This window comes from Aquabacterium sp. (assembly GCF_044226965.1).
Taxonomy (GTDB): Bacteria; Pseudomonadota; Gammaproteobacteria; order Burkholderiales; family Burkholderiaceae_C; genus Pseudaquabacterium.
Window position 1 is genome coordinate 1 of record NZ_JBGAGA010000080.1, and the last position, 18378, is coordinate 18378.

Sequence of the window (18378 nt, forward strand, 5' to 3'; positions counted from 1 at the left end):
CCGCGCGCCCGTGGCGCCAGCGAGGCCTTGGCACACCCCCTTTGCCGATTGCGCACGATGCGAGACCGCCTGCCCCCGTTGTTCTGCCTGCAAGCCTTCGAGGCGGCCTCGCGCCTGGGCAACTTCAGCCGCGCCGCGGCCGAGCTGCACCTCACCCCTGGCGCAGTGAGTCGCCAGGTACGCCAGCTCGAAGACTGGTGCGGCCAGACCCTCTTCGAGCGCCACGGCAGCGGACTGCGCCTCACGGCCGAGGGCCGGGCCCTGCAGTCAAGGCTCGACGGGCCGCTGGCAGCGCTGCATGAGGCGGTGTACCCGCAGCCGGCCGAGCAGCGGCCGACGCTGCAGGTCGCAACCCTGGGTTCGCTGGCGCGCGCCTGGCTGGTGCCGAGGCTCGCCGGCTACATCGCCCGCGCACCGCAGACACGCCTGGTCGTCCACACCGACTACGCCCTGGTGCGACCGCCACCGCGCGTGGCCGTCGTTGCGCTGCGCCACAGCGCACCGGGCGACGGCGGCGAAGTGCTGTTCAGCGACCGCCTGATCGCACTGGCCACGCCGGCGCTGCAGCGCCGACTGGGCGCTGACCCGGCGCGTTGGCCGGCCACGCAATGGCTGACACACCAGGGCGACGATGCGCCCCTCTGGCTGGCGGCGGCCGGCCTGGCGGTGAAGCCCGAAGGCCCCAGCTTCAACGATGCCGGTGTGGCGCTGGACGCGGCCGAGGCAGGCCTGGGCGTGACCGTGGCGCGCCTGTCACTGGCCCTGCCGCTGCTGCGCGCCGGGCGGCTGGTGCAGGCCCACGCGCTGTTGACGCCATCGCCGCGCGCCAACCTGTGCGTGGTGCGCAACGACAGCGCAGCACTGCCAGTGGTGCAAGGCTTCATGGCGTGGCTGCGTGAGCACGCCGCCGGGACGCAAGCCGAGATCGACGCCTTCGTCTGAGCGCCTCCAGCAAGCCGAAGACGCCGGGGGTCCTGGATGCCAGCGCCTGCGAGATCGAGGGCGCTACCCAACAGCAGCGCATCAGGGGCGCCCCGGGGCATGCGCATGGCCTGGCCCTTGACTGCGGACGGGGCCTGAAAAGCCAGGCCGGCATCACGTGGTCGCGCAGTTCGGCGGACGACACGTCCAGCCGGGGCTTCAGCCTTGGCGGCAAGACCGGGTTGTGGCGGGCCGACGGTGTCAAGCTGGCCCTGCCACCGTGTGGCCTGCGGCCGTGGCCGAACTGTCAGGGCTTCCCTACTTGAGCCTCCGCCCGCAGCCTACGAGCCCGGAGCGTTCTGTCCGATACCGCGGATCGGGCGCGCTTGGAAAACTAGCGGCAGTCGAAACTTTGAAGGACAGCTCGCGATGAACGCCTCGATGATGAAGGGTGTGGCGGTGGGCGGCATCGCCATGGTGGTGCTGGGTGCCGGTGCGGTCGGCGGCTACAAGACGCTGGCAGCGCCGAAGCAGGCACAGGTCGTGGCGGTCAAGGACGTGTTCGAGACGGTCTCCACACCGCAGGAGCAGTGCGAGAAGGTGGCCGTTCAGCATCGCGCGCCGGTGCGGGACGAAAAGCGCGTGGCCGGCAGCGTGGTCGGGGCCATCGCGGGAGGCCTCTTGGGCAGCACGGTGGGTGGTGGCAACGGCAAGACGCTGGCCACGGTGGCCGGTGCAGCGGCGGGTGGGTACGCTGGCAACCAGGTGCAAAAGGGCATGCAGGAGCGCGATGTCGTGACCACGACCGAACGCCGCTGTCACACGGTCCAACTCAAGTCCCAGCGACTGGTCGGCTACGACGTCACCTACCGACTCGGCAGCCAGGAAGGCGTCGTGCGCACTGCGGTGCGGCCGGGCGCCACGCTGCCGGTGAAGGATGGCGTGGTTGTCACCGCCGACAGCGCGCCGGCCAGCTCCTGAGGATGTCCAGGCCCCCGCGGCAAAGCCGTGACAGGGGCCTGGATGGACGAACGCACGCCGTGGTGACGGGCCGCAGACCCTGGTTCGCGCTGCGTGCCAGCAGGGTGAGGTCCTGCTGGGCATGCAGATCGGCATGTGTCTCCAGCGAGGCGGCCCAGGCGGCGCTGCGAAGATCGCCGCCTTCCAGCCACTCCTTGGCAATGAAGGTCGAGCCCTCATGCCGGATGACCTGGAGGATCAGCGCGACATGCGGATGGATCGGCTGCGCGGCCGAGCGTGCCTCGCGCAGGAAGCGCTCGACGCGGCGCGCGCTCGCCGACGCAGCGGGATGCATCAGCTTGATGGCCACCGACCGGTCGACGTCGTGCGCCTCGTGCACCAAGCCGATAGCGCCGCTGCCGACCTGGCGCCGCAGGGCGTACTGCGCAATGCGGTGGGGGTCGGGGCCGGGCATGCCGGCACTATAGGCCGCCGCGCAGCGGCAACGCCGTCTTGTAGCGCACCTGCTTGAGCGCGAAGCTCGAGCGGATCTTCTCCACCTCGTCCATCGGCGACAGCTGCTCGAGGATGAAGCGCTCCAGCGCCGCGATGTCGGGCACCGCCACGCGGATCAGGTAGTCCTCGTTGCCGGACATCAGGTAGCACTCCATCACCTCGTCGCGCGCGGCGATCTTGGCCTCGAAGCTGGCCAGCGCGGCGCGCGTCTGGCGCTTCAGGCTGATCGAGATGAACACGTTCAGGTGCAGGCCCAGGCTCTGCGCATCCAGCAGCGCCACGTACTGCCGGATCACGCCGGCCGCCTGCAGCGCCTTCACCCGCGCCAGGCAGGGCGAGGGCGACAGATGCACCCGCCGCGCCAATTCCACGTTAGGCAGGCTGCCATCGGCCTGCAGTTCGCGCAGGATGCGCAGGTCCACCGCGTCCAGTTCCATCGGTTGCCGCCCTCGAGCCGGTTTGCAGCATTTTGTGCCGCAGACTGGCCCGTGCACCAGCAATTTCAGCCACAAATGCCGCGGACTGCTGCCTACAGTGCGGCAGCAAGGAGTTCCCGATGAGCAACCACCAGATCCAGGCCCATCTGGCCGCCGACATGGCCGCCGACACCGACCCGCAGGAAACCGCCGAGTGGCAGGACGCGCTGCAGGCGGTGCTGCAGGCCGCCGGCCCGCAGCGCGTGCGCGAGCTGATGGACAGGCTGTCGCGGCTGGCGCGCGACCCCGCCATCGGCTGGCAGCCGGCGCGCGGCACGCCCTACGTCAACACCATCGCGGTCGAGCAGCAGCCGCCCTTCCCCGGCGACTTGGGCGTCGAGGAGCGCCTGGCGTCCTGGATGCGCTGGAACGCGCTGGCGATGGTGGTGCGGGCCAACCAGGCCCATGGCGAGCTGGGCGGCCACATCGCCAGCTATGCCAGCGCGGCCGACCTGTTCGAGGTCGGCTTCAACCACTTCTTCCGCGCCGGCAGCGCATCCGGCGGCGGCGACCTGGTGTTCTTCCAGCCGCATTCGGCCCCCGGCGTGTACGCCCGCGCCTTCCTCGAAGGCCGGCTCACCGAGCACGACCTGGCCCACTACCGGCAGGAGATCGCCGCCCGCGCAGCCGGCGCACAGGGCCTGAGCAGCTACCCGCACCCCTGGCTGATGCCGCAGTTCTGGCAGTTCCCCACCGGCTCGATGGGGATCGGCCCGATCAGCGCGATCTACCACGCTCGCTTCATGCGTTATCTGCAGCATCGCGGCCTGCAGGATACGCAGGGCCGCAAGGTCTGGGGCGTGTTCGGCGACGGCGAGATGGACGAGCCCGAGAGCATGAGCGCGCTGACCCTGGCCGCGCGCGAGCGGCTGGACAACCTGGTGTGGGTGGTGAACTGCAACCTGCAGCGCCTGGACGGCCCGGTGCGCGGCAACGGCCGCATCATCGACGAGCTGGAAGCCCTGTTCGAAGGCGCCGGCTGGCGCGTCATCAAGCTGGTGTGGGGTTCGGACTGGGACGGCCTGTTCGCGCGCGACCGCGACGGCGCGCTGGCCCGCGCCTTCGCGCACACGGTCGACGGCCAGTTCCAGACCTTCGCGGCCAAGGATGGCCGCTACAACCGCGACCACTTCTTCGGCCAGAACCCGCAGCTCGCCGCGCTGGCGCAGGGCCTGACCGACGAGCAGATCGACCGCCTGAAGCGCGGCGGCCACGACCTGGTGAAGATCCACGCCGCCTACCACGCGGCGGCGCACACGGTGGGCCAGCCCACCGTGATCCTGGCGCAGACCAAGAAGGGCTACGGCATGGGCGATGCCGGCCAGGGCCGCATGACCACGCACCAGCAGAAGAAGCTCGAGCGCGAGGACCTGATCGCCTTCCGCAACCGCTTCGACCTGCCGTTGAGCGACGAGCAGGCCGCGACGCTGGCCTTCTACAAGCCTGCCGACGACAGCCCCGAGATGCGCTACCTGCACGCGCGCCGCGCCGCGCTGGGCGGTGCGCTGCCGGCGCGCCGCACGCAGGCCGCGCCGGTGCCGGTGCCGGCGCTTGAAGGCTACGGCCGCTTCGCGACGCAGGCCGAGGGCAAGGAGATGAGCACCACGATGGCCTTCGTGCGCATGCTCACCGCGCTGCTGAAGGATGGGGCGCTGGGCCCGCGCGTGGTGCCCATCGTCGCCGACGAGGCGCGCACCTTCGGCATGGCGAACCTGTTCAAGCAGATCGGCATCTACTCCAGCGCCGGCCAGGTCTACGAGCCCGAGGACATCGGCTCGGTGCTGAGCTACCGCGAGGCCACCGATGGCCAGATCCTCGAGGAAGGCATCAGCGAGGCCGGCGCCCTCAGCAGCTGGACCGCAGCGGCCACCAGCTATTCGGTGCATGGCCTGGCGATGCTGCCGTTCTACATCTATTACGCGATGTTCGGCTTCCAGCGCGTGGGCGACCTGATCTGGGCCGCGGCCGACCAGCGTGCGCGCGGCTTCCTGCTCGGCGCCACCGCGGGCCGCACCACGCTGGGCGGCGAAGGGCTGCAGCACCAGGACGGCAGCAGCCTGCTGCAGGCCGCGATGGTGCCCAACTGCCGCGCCTACGACCCCTGCTTTGCAGGCGAGTTCGCGGTCATCCTGGACCACGGCATGCGGCAGATGCTGGAACAGCAGCAGGACGTCTTCTACTACGTCACGCTGATGAACGAGAACTACCCGCAGCCGACGCTGCCGGAGGGCGTGGCGAGCGACATCGTCAAGGGCCTGTACCGCTACGCCACGCACGCCCCGACGCAAGGCCCGCGCGGCACCGTGCGGCTGCTGGGCGCCGGCGCCATCCTGCGCGAGGTGATCGCGGCGGCCGAGCTGCTGGCCGGCGAGTGGCAGGTCGAAGCCGAGGTCTGGAGCGCCACCAGCTTCAGCGAGCTGGCCCGCGAGGCGCGCGAGGTCGAGCGCTGGAACCGGCTGCATCCCGCGGCCACGCCACGCTTGAGCCATCTGCAGCAGTGCCTGCCGGGGACGGCGCCCATCGTCGCCGCCAGCGACTACGTGCGCGCCTGGCCGCAGCTGGTGGCCGGCTACGTCGATGCGCCCTTCACCGCGCTGGGCACCGACGGCTTCGGCCGCAGCGACACCCGCGCCGCGCTGCGCCGCTTCTTCGAGGTCGACCGCCACCACATCGTGCTGGCCGCGCTGACGGCGCTGCGCGCGCAGGGCCTCGTCGATGCCGCGGCCTGCAGCGCAGCCATCGCGCGCTACGGGCTCGACGCCGAACAGGCCCCTGCGTGGGACTGACGGGCGTTTTGCGACATGATCGGCCGATCTGCCGCAAGGAGCCCCCGCGATGATCGTCGAACGCATCTGGACCGCCAACAGCTACCGCAACTACAACTACCTGATCGCCTGCCCCGAGACCGGCGAGGCGCTGGCCATCGACCCGCTGGACAGCGAGAAGTGCCTGCAGCATGCCCGCCTGAAGGGCTGGCAGATCACGCAGATCCTGAACACCCACGAGCACCACGACCACACCGGCGGCAATGCCGCGGTGGTGGCCGCCACCGGCGCGAAGGTGATCGCGCACCACCGCGCCGGCGGCAAGATCGCGGGCATGGACCGCGGCGTGCAGGCCGGCGACGTGATCAAGGTCGGCAAGACCGTCGAGCTCGAATGCCTGGACACGCCCGGGCACACGATGTGCCACATCTGCCTGCGCGCGCATGGCGACCACCCGGCGCTGTTCTCGGGCGACACCTTGTTCAATGCCGGCGCCGGCAATGTGCACAACGGCGGCAATGTGCAGGACCTTTACACCAGCTTCGCGCAGCAGCTGGCCAAGCTGCCGGACAACACCCGCATCTACCCCGGCCACGACTACATCGAGAACAACCTGCGTTTCACGCTGGCGCGAGAACCCGACAACGCGGCCGCGAAAGCGCTATTGCCCGAAGTGACCGGCCATGACGCGGCCAACGCCATCGTCACGACGATGGGCCAGGAGCGGACCTTCAACACCTTCCTGCGCCTGACCAGCCCGAGCGTGATCGCCCAGCTGCGGGAAGCCTTCCCCGACCTGCCCGCGCAGCCCGATCCGCAGACGGTGTTCACGAAGCTGCGCGAGCTGCGCAACAAGTGGTAGGAGCAGCAGACCATGAGCCGCCACCTCGCGATGGACGACACGCTGTACGACTATGTCGTGCGGCATTCGGTGCGCGAGCACCCGGCCCAGGCCGCGCTGCGTGCCGCCACCGCGGCGCACCCGCATGCCGGCATGCAGATCGGCCCCGACCAGGGCCAGCTGATGGCGCTGCTGGTGAAGCTGGTCGGCGCGCGGCGCTGCATCGAGATCGGCGTGTTCACCGGCTACAGCGCCTTGAGCGTGGCGCTGGCGCTGCCGGACGACGGCCGCCTGCTGGCCTGCGACATCAACGACGCTTACACCGCGATCGGCCAGCCGTTCTGGCAGCAGGCCGGCGTGGCGCACAAGATCGAGCTGCGCCTGGCGCCGGCGGTGCAGACGCTGGACGCCGAGCTCGCCGCGGGACGGGCCGGCACGGTCGACTTCGCCTTCATCGATGCCGACAAGACCAGCTATGCGGCCTACTGCGAGCGTTGCCTGCAGCTCCTGCGACCGGGCGGGCTGATCGCGATCGACAACACGCTGTGGGGCGGCAGCGTGGCGCGCCCGGCCACCACCGACGACACGCGTGCGCTGCAGCGGCTGAACGAGCAGCTGCACGGCGACGAGCGCATCGACCTGTCGCTGCTGGCGATCGGCGATGGCTTGACGCTGGCGCGCAAGCGTTAGGCGATGGCCTGACCCTGGCGCGCAAGCGCTGAAGCAAGGGCCTCAACGCCCCGGCGCCGGGCTGGTGCTGCAACCCGCCAGGCCCGCGTAGTCGGCGAACGCACCGACATCCAGGATGGCGCCGCCGCTGGCCGGGCCCAGCAGGTAGATGTGGTTGTCGTCGGCCGACACGCCGACGTAGTTTCCCGTGGCCGCGTAATAACGGTAATAGTACGGGGCCAGGGTGCCGGAGACGGCATGCGCCGGCTTGAACAGGTCGGGGAAGGTGACTTCGGCCCAGTTGAACAGGCAATCCTTGGCCGACGCGGCGATCACCTGCCGCGGGATGGCGGCCAGCGCCGCCAGCGCATCGACCTTGCCGTAGCCGAAGCGCGGGTTCGGCACCGCCCCGGTGAAGGCATCGCTGCGGGCGCTGCTGCGCAGCGCGGCGCGGATCGCGGCCGCATCGAGCCCCGGGTTCTTCTGCAGCATCAGCGCCACGATGCCGGTGGCCACCGGCGCCGCAGCGCTGACCGCGCTGGCCACGCCGTAGAGCCCGCCGCCGTCGGCCACCTGGTTGAACTTGAAGGTGGCCCAGTACGAGGTCGGCGAGTAGGTGGTGATGGTCCGCTCGCCCGGCGCGCTGAAGTCCACGCCGACGCGGCCGTCCCAGGTCGGCCCGATGCTGCTGCCGGCCCACAGGTCGCCGACCGCACCCTCGGTCGTCACCGAGTGACTGGCGCCGTCCAGCCCGTCCCAGCGGGTGCGGAACACGTAGGAGTTCGGTGCGATGTTGTTCTGCGCCGTGGCGCCGGCCCAGATGGTCTTGCCGGCCTGCAGCTGGCTGGTGAAGCGGTTGGCGTTGTTGGCGCCGTAGCTGGCGGGGCTCAGGTAGGCCTCGAACTGGCCGGCGCTGGCGCCACTGCCGATGCTGGCGCCGGTCAGCGTCAGCGTGTAGCCGCCCACCGGGCCGTTCAGCGTGAGGTAGATGAAGCGCTTGCTGCCGCCGTAGTACACGCTGCCGTTGTGGCCGTAGACGAAGTCGGCCGTGGTCTTGGTGTCGAAGCTGTTGTTGGCAGGCGCGGCATAGGGGCCGAAGCTGCCGCCCGGGCTGGTGACTGACACGGTGAAGCGGTCCGCCGCGTCGTACCAGAGCTGCAGGTAGACCGTGCCGGCCTGGCCCTTCTGGAATTGCAGCGCCACGCTCTTGCCGGCGGCCACGGTGCCAAAGGCATGGTTGTCGCGCCCGCCGTCGTCGCCCGCGCCGGTGACGAACACCAGGCCGGGCTTGCCCGGGCCGACCACCGCGTCGATCTTCTGCGCGATGGGGTCGCCGCCATCGGCGCGGCCGCCGATGCTGCCGAAGTTGGCCAGCATCACCAGCGGCAGGCCCAGCACGCGCGCCTTGTCGATGGCGAAGTCCACCGCCTTCGGGAACAGATCGGCCTTGTAGAACGCGGGCTCGGCCGGCTGGCCGTCGTGCGCCGGCGCGCCGTCGGACGTGAACTTCACGATGATCAGCGTGGCCTCCGGCGCCACGCCGGTGTACTGGCCGTTGCTGGCGCGGCCGTTGCCGCAGCAGTTGCCGGCGGTGGCGGTGCCGTGGCCCACCGCGTCGCGCGTGGCCAGCGTCGGTCCGCCGGCCAGCGCCGCATCGATCTGCGCCCGCGTGTAGATCGTGCCCACGCCGTAGGGGTTGCCGGCCGCGGCCTTGCCGCTGTCGTCGGTCATGTCGAAGATGTACGCGATGCGCGTGCTGCCGTCGGCGTTGCGGAAGTCGGGATGCGTCCAGTCGATGCCGCGGTCGAGGATCGCCACCGCGACGTTCCTGCCCGTCACCTTCTCGGCCGCGCGGGCCTGGGCCGATTTCGTTTCCTGCTCGACCAGCGGATCGGCGCGCGCCGCCAGGCTCCATCCGATCACGACCCCGAGCACACCGAGCCGAATCCATGCTTGCATCGCCGAGCCCTCCGCGCCAACAGGTCTGATGCTAGCGGCTGGCGCCAGGCATCGGCCGCGCCATGGCAGCATCGGCCTCCCCGCAACCCTGGCCGCGAAGCGACCCCTGCCCACGCCCATGAACGACCTGCACTGGCTCGACCCCTGGCTGCCCCTGCTGGCGCAACAGGCGGCTGGACGGCCCCTGCTCGAACTGGGCTGCGGCAGCGGCCTGGACACCGCCACGCTGCTGCAGGCCGGCCATGCCGTGACGGCGCTGGACCTGGATGCCGCGGCCGTGGCGCAGGCCCGCGACCGCGCGCCGGCCGCCCGCCTGCTGTGCCAGGACCTGCGCGCGCCCTGGCCCGCGCCGCCGGGCGACGCGCCGGCCTATGGCGCGGTGATCGCGAGCCTGTCGCTGCACTACTTCCCATGGCCGGAGACGGAGGCACTGGCCCAGCGCGTGCACGACAGCCTGGCCCCCGGCGGCCTGCTGCTGTGCCGCCTGAACTCCACGCGCGACACGCACTACGGCGCCACCGGGCACCCGGAGATCGCACCGCACTACTACCGTGTCGACGGCGCGCCCAAGCGCTTCTTCGACGAAGCCGACGTGCAGCGACTGTTCGGGCACGCGGGCTGGCACTGGCTCGCGCTCGACGAAGTGACGATCGACCGCTACGAGCATCCGAAGCTGGCCTGGCAGCTGGTGGCGCAGAAGCCGCCGCGATGAGGGCATGCATACTCGGCCGCCTGTGCTGGCCGCTCATCGGCCCATGAGCCATTCGCCCACCATGTTCCGCCCCCAGATCCTGATCGGCATCCTGCTCGGCGCCATCCTGATGGTCGTCGCCGTGTCCTACCTCGGCATCGGCGATCGGCGCACCAGCAATCCGCGCCGGCTGGTGACGCATGCGTCCCAGCCCATCGGCTCGCTGTTCGATGCGCCGGCTTCCGCCGCGGCCTCGTCGCCGCCCGCGGCCTCGGGCGCGCGCCGCCCCTGACCCGCTCCACGCCATGCCCAGCCTCGACCACCTGATCCTGAAGGTCAACGACCTCGCCGCCAGCGTCGCCTTCTACATCGAGGTGCCGGGCTTCGGCGCCGAGGGCACCGACGGGCCGTTCACCGTGCTGCGCGTCGGGCCGACGCTGTACTCCAACGACCCTCACCAGCACCTGCTGGAAATCCGCTGCGATGACTGACACCGCCGACCCCGCGGTCGAGATCCGCCCCATCCAGCCGGCCGATGCCGCCGGCTTCCGCGCCTGCCTCGACGCGGTCGCTCGCGAACGGCGTTATCTGGCCCAGGTCGAGGCGCTGCCGCTCGAGCGCATCGAAGGCTTCGTCGCGCAATCGGTGGCCGACGACGCGGCGCAGTACGTGGCGGTGGCTGACGGCGTGATCGTCGGCTGGTGCGACGTGTTCCCGCACTGGGCCCATGCGGTGCAGCACGTGGGCACGCTGGGCATGGGCGTGCGCGCCGACCGGCGCGGCCGCGGCATCGGCGAACGCCTGCTGCGCGCCACGCTGGCGCATGCGCTGAAGAACGGCATCTTCCGCGTCACCCTCGAGGCGCGTGCCGACAACCTGCACGCGATCCGCCTGTACGAAAAGCTCGGCTTCCGCCACGAGGCGCTGGCCCGCTGCGCGCTGCGCTTCGACGGCGTGTTCCACGACGGCGTGCAGATGGCGCTGCTGCAGGGCCCGGCCGCCCAGGCCTGAACGGCCGACAGACGCACCGTGCGCACCGTGCTGCTCATCGCCAAGATCATCGGGCTCTCGCTGCTGGCCCTCGTCGCGCTGGTGATCGTGTACTTCGCCGCGGTGCTGGTGCGCAAGAGCATGCCCTACGTGCTCGCCGGCGACATCGAGCAGCTGGCCGCCAGCGGCCCGTACAACAGCGCCCGCATGGCCAGCGATGCCTGCGGCGTGCCCACCGACCTGGTCGGCTCGGCCGAGACCGAGTCGCCGCTGCTGGGGCTGCCGAAGGCCCGCGTGCTGTCATGGCGGCCGCTGTACCCGATCGAAGGCACGGCCACGGTCCGCATCACCGGCATGGGCTTCGATCGCAAGACCGATCGCGCCACCGTGCCCTGCGACGCAATCATGCGCCTGCGCTACCGCTTCGTGTGGGCGGACAACGGCCGGGCGGTGGTGCTGGAATCGAGCTTCGAAGACCCGCCGACGCTGCACCCACGACCGCCCGACGGGCGCTGACCTTGGCACTGCACATCCCCACCCCTGCCACCAGCCCCACCTCGAGCCCAGCCATGACCAAGTACCTGATCTCGTTCCCCAGCGCGGCCATGGTCGTCACGGCGGCAGAGCTGCCGGCCGTGGCCGACGCCGCGCGTGCCGTGATCGCCGAAGCACAGGCCGCCGGCGTCTACGTGTTCGGCGGCGGCATCAATGAAGACGTGGCGCCCGTCAGAGTCTCGGCCGACGGCACGGTCACGCCCGGCACCTACCCCGAGACGCGCCGGATCCAGGGCGGCTACACGATCCTCGAGCTGCCCTCGCGCCAGGCGGCCGAGCACTGGGCCGCGAAGATCGCCGCGGCCTGCCGCTGCGACCAGGAACTGCGCGAGTTCATGTATGACCCGATGTGCTGACCTGCGCATCAGGCGCCGCGCCCTGCTGGGCCTCGTTGTCTTCGCGGCAGGCCATGCCGCGCTGGCCTGCGACACCGACGCCACCGCTGTCTTCGCATGCGAAACGGCCCAGGGCCGCAAGTTCATCGAGCTGTGCGCGGCCGCCGACCTGCAGGGGCCGGAGGCCTACCTGCAGTACCGCTTCGGCGCGCTGAATGCCGAAGGCCGGGAAGCCAAGGCCGAGCTCGAGTTCCCGGCGCAGCGCCAGGGCTCGCTGAAGCGCTTCGTCGGTGCCACCTACACCCGCGCCGGCGTCTACACCCAGTCCGTGCGCTTCGTGCAGGGCGATTTCAGCTACACGGTCTTCACCGAGGCACGCGGCCATCGTGAGCTGGGCGCCGGCGTGCAGGTGCGCCACTTGGCGAGCGGCAAGACCAGCACGGTCTCGTGCAGCGAACGGCCCCGCTTCTACATCTTCGAGTTGAAGGGCCTGCTGGCCTGCGACGAGCAGGCGCCGGGCGGGCGGGCCTGCATCCAGTAGCGACGGTGTTCGATCCCGCCGGCAAGCTGCTGGTGCTGGACGGCAGCAGCGCGCGCTTCTACAGGACGGATTCGAGCACACGCCAAAGACAGATTGGAGACTGATTTCGAATCACCATTCAATCATCATCAATACAGATTCGAAACAGATTCAATAACGGATGAGAGACAGATTCGAGACAGTGCCGACATCGAGTCGACAGAACGCCTTCGGCACACTCCCGTGGCATGTCGATCTATTTGACACATGAATGCCAGAGCATTGGCAATGACCGGCGAATAGCGTTCTGGTATTCCCGAGTCCGGCAGGCGCCAGGCACGGGTTCATCCCGCTGCGCCAGCATCGCGAGAGCCTTCGCATCGGCGGACGATGGCGCATTCGGCATGCATCGCGATGCACATGTCGACGGAATTGACATGCGAACAGGCATGCCGTCGAGAAAGAAGAGAGATATCCGCCATTCGCCCGGCGTCCCTGACATTGGCACGCTTCTCGCTGCTCGACTCTCGTCGGCCGAGGGTACGGGTGAGATGGATTGACTGCCGTACTGAGTGGCGCCTCCCCATCGGCCGCAATTGGGGGGGCGGGTCTCTCTGACTTCAACGTACGAACCTTGACGATTGAAAGGTCACGGTATGGCAAAGCTGAGGAAACTATGGAGCCTGGCGGCTCTTGCGCTCGTGGGCAGCGCACAGGCCGCTCCAGTGCTGGTCACCAGCGAGATCGCGCTGGGCGCGAACGACTCGGTGAATTGGGCGCAGCTGGGATCCGATGGCACGATCTTCGGCCCGAACTTCAGCGCCAACTCGACGAACGCCATCACGGTGTCGGGCAGCCTGGCCGGCAACAATGGCTGCGTTACCGTGGTCGACGGCAGCACCTGCGGATGGACCGCCGGGCCCGGCTTCGCCGCCGGCGACACGGTGCTGTGGGCAGAGGACGACCAGGGCAACGGCAGTGGCCCCCTGTCCCTGAGCTTCAGCTCGGTGCTCGGCGCCGGGCTGTGGCTGCAGGCCAATGCCGCCAGTCCATTCACGGCCCAGATCAACGTGCTCTATGGTCAGGGCAGCAGCTCGACCTTCACGGAATCTTCAGACGCCAACGGCAGCGGGCTCTTCATCGGCGTGCTGGATTCGGTGGCCGACATCACCAACATCACGGTGACCTTGCAGGGCTGCCGTGGCGCCAGCTGCGACTTCGCGGTGAACTCGCTGTTGCTCACCGAGGCAACGACCCACGGCGTTCCCGAGCCCGCCAGCCTGGCGCTGGTGGTCCTTCCCCTGATGGCCCTGCCGCTGGCTCGCCGGCGCCAGGCCCGTCCCTTGGCTGCGAACACGGAGGAATCGGCATGAATGCGATGTTCAAGACGGCCCTGCTGGCCGGCGCGTTCCTGGGAGCGCTGGCGTCGGCCGCGGCACAGGACGAGCCAACGATCGACCCCGGCCAGCTGCGCATCGTCAGCCCGGCACCGGTGGTCAAGGCGATGAATGCCACGGCGGCGGCCAAGGCCAGACGGCTCGGCGCCACGGCGGACGTCAGTGCGGCGCTGGCGGCACCGCTGAAGACCTTCCCGTACACCGTCACCTCCCCGCGCGACGGCCAGTCGTATGCCGGCACGATCGTCGGTGCCGATCCGCGCAACAACGGCGCGCGGACGACCAACATCGAACTCGTCGTGATCCCGCTGCGGATTGCGCTCACGGGGACCGTGCGGACCTGGGACGCCACCGTGGCAGACCCCGGCTGCCTGCCCCAAGGCGGTGGTGCCAAGAGCGCCCTGACCCAGTTCCTGGAATCGCCGCTGGTGAACGCGGTGAACAACCTGACGCTCAATGGCCAGAACATCGGCAACGTCAACTTCATCGACGGCTTCCAGCGCGCGCAGTTCTGGCGCACGGCCTTCGGTGCCGCGCCGCTGGTGCAGACCAAGCCCGCGTACCACCTGGGCTTTTCGCCGATCACCGTGAAGCCGGTGCAGACCATCACCACGGCCAACAACACAGCGGGCAATGGCGCGAGCTACGGCTTCAGCGGCGCCTGCGGCACGAATGCGGCCAGTGCAGTGAACCCGGCAGCCCGCTATGCCGCGATGAACATCGATTTCATCGACGCGCAGTTGCAGACCATCATCGCCAACCTGGGCCTGAACTCCTCGCAGTTCCCGCTGTTCGTGTCCTACGGCATGTTCATGACGATCGGCGCGCCCGGCAATCTGAGCGGCAATTGCTGCATCCTGGGGTACCACAACAGCACCACCGGCAACATCGCCAATCCAGGGCAGACCTACGGCATCGCCAACTACTTCCCGAATTCAACGGCGGCCGGCCTGTTCGGCAGCGGCGTCACCGACGTCGCGACGCTGACGCATGAAATCCTCGAATGGGCCAACGATCCCAGCGGCAACAACCTCGTGCCGCAATGGGGCAACATCGGCCAGGTCGGCGGGTGCCAGACAACGGGCACGGGCAGCGACGCGGGCCAGAACAACCTCGAGACCGGCGACCCCTTGTCGGGCAGTGTTCATCCGGGGCTGACGATGCCCAACGGCGTCACCTACTTCATGCAGGAGAACGCCTTCTTCAGCTGGTTCCTGGGCGACGTCGCATTCCAGGGCGCCGGCGGCAAGTATTCGAGCAACGGCAGCTTCAACGGCTTCGCGAAGAACTGCCCGCCCGGCGGCACCAACTGACGCGGACCACGCCGCCTGCATCGAGTGGCGACGGGCAGAACGAGCCCGTTGCGCTCGGGCGTGAGCGGCGCGGCCAACCCGCGCAGCCCGCAATCTCAGAGCCGCCGCACCTTCACCGACCGCCCCTTCACCTTGCCCGCATTCAGCGCCCGCAGCACCTTGTCCGCCACGCCGCGTTCCACCGCCACGTAGGTCGAGAACTCGTTGACGTTGATCTTGCCGATCTGCGCGCCCTCGAAGCCCATGTCCTTGGTCAGCGCGCCCAGCACGTCGCCGGGGCGGATCTTCTCCTTGCGGCCGCCCAGGATCTGCAAGGTCACCATCGGTGGCCGCAACGGTTCGGCGTTAGGCGGCGAGGTCAGTTCGCTCAAGCGGTGCCATTCGCTGGCCACGCCCTGCATCTCATCGATGCGGCCGACGCTGCCCATCTCGTCCATGCTGGCCAGGCTGAAGGCCCAGCCGGCTTCGTCGGCGCGGCCGGTGCGGCCGACGCGGTGGGTGTGCACCTCGGGGTCGGGCGTGATGTCGACGTTGATCACCGCCTCGAGCTGCGCGATGTCCAGCCCGCGGGCGGCCACGTCGGTGGCCACCAGCACGCTGCAGCTGCGGTTGGCGAACTGCACCAGCACCTGGTCGCGCTCGCGCTGGTCCAGGTCGCCGTGCAGCTCCAGCGCCACGATGCCCTGGGCCTGCAGCACCGCCACCAGGTCGCGGCACTGCTGCTTGGTGTTGCAGAAGGCCAGCGTGCTGACCGGGCGGTAGTGGTTCAGCAGCTGGCCCACGGCGTGCAGGCGCGTGCTGTCGGTCACTTCGTAGAAGCGCTGGCGGATCTTGCTGGCGGCATGGCGCTCGGTGAGCTTCACCTCCTTCGGCTCGCGCATGAAGCGCGCGGCGAGCTTGGCCACGCCCTCGGGGTAGGTGGCCGAGAACAGCAGGGTCTGGCGCGCCTTCGGGCAGGCCTCGATCACCTTCGCCATGTCCTCGGCGAAGCCCATGTCCAGCATGCGGTCGGCCTCGTCGAGCACCAGCGTGTTCAGCGCGTCCAGCACCAGCGTTTCGCGTTCCAGGTGGTCGAGGATGCGGCCCGGCGTGCCGACCACGATGTGCGCACCATGCGCCAGGCTGGCCAGCTGGTTGCGGATGGGCGCGCCGCCGCACAGCGTCAGCGTCTTGATGTTGTCCTCGGCGCGCGCCAGGCGGCGGACCTCCTGCGTCACCTGCTCGGCCAGCTCGCGCGTGGGGCACAGCACCAGCGCCTGCACCGCGAAGCGGCGCGGGTTCAGGTTCATCAGCAGCGGCAGCGTGAACGCCGCCGTCTTGCCGCTGCCGGTCTTGGCCTGGGCGATCAAGTCCTGGCCGGCCAGCGCCAGCGGCAGGCTGGCGGCCTGGATCGGGGTCATCGTGAGGTAGCCCAGCTGCTGCAGGTTGGCCTGCATCGGCGGGGGCAGCGGCAGGCTGGAGAAGGAGGTGTCGCGGGTCATGCCCGGATTGTCGGCGGGAGTCGCCACGCACGGCGCGCATTGCGTGAACGCAATGCACGACCGCAGCGGTTCATCACACTGGCCCTGCACTTCAAGGAAGACCGACATGGCCGACGGCAGCAATGACATGGTGGTGGCCCCGTTCCAGATCGACCGCATCTGCAAGCCGCAGCCTTCGGTCGCGCAGCTCGCGCTCAAGGACGTGGACACGACCGAGACGGTCTACACCCGGATCCTGGTCGAGCTGAAGGATGCCTCGCTGCCCGATGCCATCCTCTACGACTCGATCGAGCAGATGGTGATGGGCGTGGTCTCGTGGGACCTGTTCCTGATGCTGAAGTACCGCCAGGACTGGCGCGCCACCGGCTACGGCCTGGGCGAGCTGCTGCACACCGTGTCGCTGATGCCCAACGAGGAGCTGACGCTGGAGCTGAAGACCTGGGAGACCTCCAAGACCCAGCAGGACGAGGAGGTCAGCCTCGACGAGAAGCATGTCAGCGACATCAAGAACACGAGCTCCAGCGCCAAGGAAGCCACCGCCGAGGACCAGACCAAGACCCACGAGTACGTCGACGCCAAGGCCGGCTACAGCGGCTTCGGCTTCGACGTGTCGGTCAAGGCCGGCTGGTCGCAGGACGTCAGCGACATGCACAAGGACTTCGCCAAGCAGACCCAGGAGCGCTCGGAGCAGGCGACCAACGAGACGCGGGCCTCGCGCAAGGTCAAGATCGCCGTCTCGCGCGAGACCGGCTCCGAGGCCAAGACCACGCGCAAGATCAAGAACATCAACCAGGCGCACACGCTGAACGTCAACTACTTCGAGGTGCTGCGCGAATACACCGTGAGCCAGAAGCTGTACGAGGCCGTGCTGGTGGTGCTGGGCCAGGAGCCCGACCTGCTGGAGACGCGGCTGGGCACCAAGCGGCTGAGCTACCCGAAGTGGCCAGGCATGCCCGGCGCGGTGGTCCAGCGCGACAGCCAGGGCAACCTGGTCTTCACGCCGACGGACATCCGGCTCGGCGAGATGATCCGGCTGTCGGGCGACGCCAGCTGGCTGCAGGAATTCACCGACCGCTACGGCGTGAGCCCGATCAAGCTGCTGCGCGAGATGTGGGCCGCGCCGCTGTTCTACGCCGCCCCGCACAAGGCCGACTGGACCAATGCCGGGCAGACCATCGACGACGACGATCGCGAGGCCTTCCGCTCGGCGGTGCTGCAGCATGTGCGGCCCTGCCCGGGCTGGATCGCGCCGGACGACAAGGGCGCGCTGCGCTGGGGCTACGAGGTCGTCATCGGCCAGGAGCAGGCGCTGCTGCAGTACCTGTACCCGTTCCTGCCGTACAGCGTGCAGCAGGTGAAGGCCAGGGCCCTGGCGGCGAAGATGGAGCCGGCCATTGCCTACGATGCCATTGCCGCCGCGTATGCCAAGGCGGTGGTGCCGAGCTTCACGCAGGCGATGGCGCGGGTGGCCACGCTGAAGTCGTCCGATCGCATCAACCGCCTCGCGCTGGCCACCGGCTCGCAGCTGCATGTGGCCGAGAACAGCAAGATCATGGTGCGCGGGCCCTTCCTGGGCAAGACGATCGCGGAGTTCGGCCAGATGCTGCGCGCCTGGATCGACAACGCGATCCTGTCGGAGCTGGCCCGGGTGCGGCAGGCCATCGCCGCCGGCGCCGTCGACAGCTGGACCGCGGTGCTGCCCACGCAGAGCGTGTACTCCGACCTCTCGCTGGGCATCTGCTCGGGCGCCGAGGACTACTACGAGGTGCAGCGCCAGTTCGACCTGGAACTGAAGCAGGCCGAGATCCAGCGCCTGCACCTGGAGCTGGAAAAGCTCAAGCTCGAGAACCAGCTCGCGGCGCAGGGCACGCCGGTGCCCTCGCTCGTGGTGCAGACGCCCACCGGCCAGGCCACGGTCAACGTCGACGTGCAGGTGCCCAAGACCGCGACGCAGGTCGCCGTGCAGGGATCTAACCCCTGAAGGGTACG

20 protein-coding genes are annotated in these 18378 nt (G+C 69.4%); 16 read left to right on the forward strand and 4 right to left on the reverse strand.

Features of this window, described 5'->3' with window-relative positions:
* Positions 1-78 precede the first annotated feature (78 nt).
* Both ACILR4_RS24810 and ACILR4_RS24815 read left to right on the forward strand, forming a co-directional pair.
* Positions 79-942: a LysR family transcriptional regulator gene (locus tag ACILR4_RS24810; protein ID WP_395703576.1), complete on the forward strand. Its 864-nt coding sequence runs from the start codon at positions 79-81 to the stop codon at positions 940-942.
* Between the two features lie 408 nt (positions 943-1350).
* Positions 1351-1902, forward strand: coding sequence for a glycine zipper 2TM domain-containing protein (locus tag ACILR4_RS24815; protein ID WP_395703577.1), 552 nt, complete (start codon positions 1351-1353; stop codon positions 1900-1902).
* Here ACILR4_RS24815 and ACILR4_RS24820 read toward each other — a convergent pair.
* Together ACILR4_RS24820 and ACILR4_RS24825 are read right to left on the reverse strand one after the other, a co-directional pair.
* Complete coding sequence (locus ACILR4_RS24820; RefSeq protein ID WP_395703578.1) at positions 1871-2356, reverse strand: protein kinase; 486 nt, start codon at positions 2354-2356, stop codon at positions 1871-1873. The two genes, ACILR4_RS24815 and ACILR4_RS24820, sit on opposite strands and share 32 nt — an antisense overlap.
* 7 nt (positions 2357-2363) lie before the next feature.
* Positions 2364-2834 (reverse strand): Lrp/AsnC family transcriptional regulator, encoded by a 471-nt coding sequence (locus tag ACILR4_RS24825; protein ID WP_395703579.1) that lies wholly within the window; start codon positions 2832-2834, stop codon positions 2364-2366.
* A gap of 119 nt (positions 2835-2953) precedes the next feature.
* Here ACILR4_RS24825 and mdeB point away from each other — a divergent pair, with 119 nt between their 5' ends.
* The 3 genes from mdeB to ACILR4_RS24840 are packed head-to-tail and all read left to right on the forward strand — an operon-like array spanning position 2954 to position 7169.
* The gene (gene mdeB / locus ACILR4_RS24830; protein ID WP_395703580.1) at positions 2954-5659 is read left to right on the forward strand and encodes an alpha-ketoglutarate dehydrogenase; all 2706 of its coding nucleotides are present in this window, start codon (positions 2954-2956) and stop codon (positions 5657-5659) included.
* Positions 5660-5708: 49 nt separating this feature from the next.
* A complete protein-coding gene (locus ACILR4_RS24835) occupies positions 5709-6500 on the forward strand; it encodes a hydroxyacylglutathione hydrolase (RefSeq protein ID WP_395703581.1) in 792 nt (263 codons plus the stop codon).
* A 12-nt stretch (positions 6501-6512) separates the two neighbouring features.
* A complete protein-coding gene (locus ACILR4_RS24840) occupies positions 6513-7169 on the forward strand; it encodes a class I SAM-dependent methyltransferase (RefSeq protein ID WP_395703582.1) in 657 nt (218 codons plus the stop codon).
* Between the two features lie 42 nt (positions 7170-7211).
* Here ACILR4_RS24840 and ACILR4_RS24845 read toward each other — a convergent pair whose 3' ends face one another.
* On the reverse strand, positions 7212-9107 hold the full coding sequence (locus tag ACILR4_RS24845) for a S8 family serine peptidase (protein ID WP_395703583.1): 1896 nt from the start codon (positions 9105-9107) through the stop codon (positions 7212-7214).
* A 118-nt stretch (positions 9108-9225) separates the two neighbouring features.
* On the opposite strand from ACILR4_RS24845, the gene ACILR4_RS24850 reads away from it, so the two are divergent.
* From ACILR4_RS24850 to ACILR4_RS24895, 10 genes are all read left to right on the forward strand, one after another.
* Positions 9226-9819 (forward strand): class I SAM-dependent methyltransferase, encoded by a 594-nt coding sequence (locus ACILR4_RS24850; RefSeq protein WP_395703584.1) that lies wholly within the window; start codon positions 9226-9228, stop codon positions 9817-9819.
* A gap of 61 nt (positions 9820-9880) precedes the next feature.
* A complete protein-coding gene (locus tag ACILR4_RS24855; protein WP_395703585.1) occupies positions 9881-10090 on the forward strand; it encodes a hypothetical protein in 210 nt (69 codons plus the stop codon).
* 13 nt (positions 10091-10103) lie between these two features.
* Positions 10104-10289 (forward strand): hypothetical protein, encoded by a 186-nt coding sequence (locus tag ACILR4_RS24860; RefSeq protein WP_395703586.1) that lies wholly within the window; start codon positions 10104-10106, stop codon positions 10287-10289.
* Entirely contained in the window at positions 10282-10809 is a 528-nt protein-coding gene (locus tag ACILR4_RS24865) for a GNAT family N-acetyltransferase (RefSeq protein WP_395703587.1), read from the forward strand. The genes ACILR4_RS24860 and ACILR4_RS24865 overlap by 8 nt, the downstream gene beginning before the upstream one ends.
* 18 nt (positions 10810-10827) lie before the next feature.
* Positions 10828-11304, forward strand: coding sequence for a hypothetical protein (locus tag ACILR4_RS24870; protein WP_395703588.1), 477 nt, complete (start codon positions 10828-10830; stop codon positions 11302-11304).
* A 53-nt stretch (positions 11305-11357) separates the two neighbouring features.
* Complete coding sequence (locus ACILR4_RS24875) at positions 11358-11699, forward strand: YciI family protein (RefSeq protein WP_395703589.1); 342 nt, start codon at positions 11358-11360, stop codon at positions 11697-11699.
* A complete protein-coding gene (locus ACILR4_RS24880; RefSeq protein WP_395703590.1) occupies positions 11683-12219 on the forward strand; it encodes a hypothetical protein in 537 nt (178 codons plus the stop codon). The genes ACILR4_RS24875 and ACILR4_RS24880 overlap by 17 nt, the downstream gene beginning before the upstream one ends.
* 227 nt (positions 12220-12446) lie before the next feature.
* Entirely contained in the window at positions 12447-12758 is a 312-nt protein-coding gene (locus ACILR4_RS24885; RefSeq protein ID WP_395703591.1) for a hypothetical protein, read from the forward strand.
* A 96-nt stretch (positions 12759-12854) separates the two neighbouring features.
* Positions 12855-13571: a hypothetical protein gene (locus ACILR4_RS24890; RefSeq protein ID WP_395703592.1), complete on the forward strand. Its 717-nt coding sequence runs from the start codon at positions 12855-12857 to the stop codon at positions 13569-13571.
* The gene (locus tag ACILR4_RS24895) at positions 13568-14908 is read left to right on the forward strand and encodes a hypothetical protein (RefSeq protein ID WP_395703593.1); all 1341 of its coding nucleotides are present in this window, start codon (positions 13568-13570) and stop codon (positions 14906-14908) included. The genes ACILR4_RS24890 and ACILR4_RS24895 overlap by 4 nt, the downstream gene beginning before the upstream one ends.
* Before the next feature lie 95 nt (positions 14909-15003).
* Here ACILR4_RS24895 and dbpA read toward each other — a convergent pair whose 3' ends face one another.
* Positions 15004-16389: an ATP-dependent RNA helicase DbpA gene (gene dbpA / locus ACILR4_RS24900; RefSeq protein WP_395703594.1), complete on the reverse strand. Its 1386-nt coding sequence runs from the start codon at positions 16387-16389 to the stop codon at positions 15004-15006.
* A 106-nt stretch (positions 16390-16495) separates the two neighbouring features.
* Here dbpA and ACILR4_RS24905 point away from each other — a divergent pair, with 106 nt between their 5' ends.
* Positions 16496-18370, forward strand: coding sequence for a hypothetical protein (locus ACILR4_RS24905; RefSeq protein WP_395703595.1), 1875 nt, complete (start codon positions 16496-16498; stop codon positions 18368-18370).
* Positions 18371-18378: the final 8 nt, after the last annotated feature.

What these genes read in the sequence shown, in the direction of transcription:
- ACILR4_RS24815 (WP_395703577.1), top strand. Translation starts at nt 1,351, where the DNA reads ATGAACGCCTCGATGATGAAGGGTGTGGCGGTGGGCGGCATCGCCATG.
- ACILR4_RS24820 (WP_395703578.1), bottom strand. Translation starts at nt 2,356, where the DNA reads ATGCCCGGCCCCGACCCCCACCGCATTGCGCAGTACGCCCTGCGGCGC.
- ACILR4_RS24825 (WP_395703579.1), bottom strand. Translation starts at nt 2,834, where the DNA reads ATGGAACTGGACGCGGTGGACCTGCGCATCCTGCGCGAACTGCAGGCC.
- mdeB (WP_395703580.1), top strand. Translation starts at nt 2,954, where the DNA reads ATGAGCAACCACCAGATCCAGGCCCATCTGGCCGCCGACATGGCCGCC.
- ACILR4_RS24835 (WP_395703581.1), top strand. Translation starts at nt 5,709, where the DNA reads ATGATCGTCGAACGCATCTGGACCGCCAACAGCTACCGCAACTACAAC.
- ACILR4_RS24840 (WP_395703582.1), top strand. Translation starts at nt 6,513, where the DNA reads ATGAGCCGCCACCTCGCGATGGACGACACGCTGTACGACTATGTCGTG.
- ACILR4_RS24845 (WP_395703583.1), bottom strand. Translation starts at nt 9,107, where the DNA reads ATGCAAGCATGGATTCGGCTCGGTGTGCTCGGGGTCGTGATCGGATGG.
- ACILR4_RS24850 (WP_395703584.1), top strand. Translation starts at nt 9,226, where the DNA reads ATGAACGACCTGCACTGGCTCGACCCCTGGCTGCCCCTGCTGGCGCAA.
- ACILR4_RS24855 (WP_395703585.1), top strand. Translation starts at nt 9,881, where the DNA reads ATGTTCCGCCCCCAGATCCTGATCGGCATCCTGCTCGGCGCCATCCTG.
- ACILR4_RS24860 (WP_395703586.1), top strand. Translation starts at nt 10,104, where the DNA reads ATGCCCAGCCTCGACCACCTGATCCTGAAGGTCAACGACCTCGCCGCC.
- ACILR4_RS24865 (WP_395703587.1), top strand. Translation starts at nt 10,282, where the DNA reads ATGACTGACACCGCCGACCCCGCGGTCGAGATCCGCCCCATCCAGCCG.
- ACILR4_RS24875 (WP_395703589.1), top strand. Translation starts at nt 11,358, where the DNA reads ATGACCAAGTACCTGATCTCGTTCCCCAGCGCGGCCATGGTCGTCACG.
- ACILR4_RS24880 (WP_395703590.1), top strand. Translation starts at nt 11,683, where the DNA reads ATGACCCGATGTGCTGACCTGCGCATCAGGCGCCGCGCCCTGCTGGGC.
- ACILR4_RS24885 (WP_395703591.1), top strand. Translation starts at nt 12,447, where the DNA reads ATGTCGATCTATTTGACACATGAATGCCAGAGCATTGGCAATGACCGG.
- ACILR4_RS24890 (WP_395703592.1), top strand. Translation starts at nt 12,855, where the DNA reads ATGGCAAAGCTGAGGAAACTATGGAGCCTGGCGGCTCTTGCGCTCGTG.
- ACILR4_RS24895 (WP_395703593.1), top strand. Translation starts at nt 13,568, where the DNA reads ATGAATGCGATGTTCAAGACGGCCCTGCTGGCCGGCGCGTTCCTGGGA.
- dbpA (WP_395703594.1), bottom strand. Translation starts at nt 16,389, where the DNA reads ATGACCCGCGACACCTCCTTCTCCAGCCTGCCGCTGCCCCCGCCGATG.
- ACILR4_RS24905 (WP_395703595.1), top strand. Translation starts at nt 16,496, where the DNA reads ATGGCCGACGGCAGCAATGACATGGTGGTGGCCCCGTTCCAGATCGAC.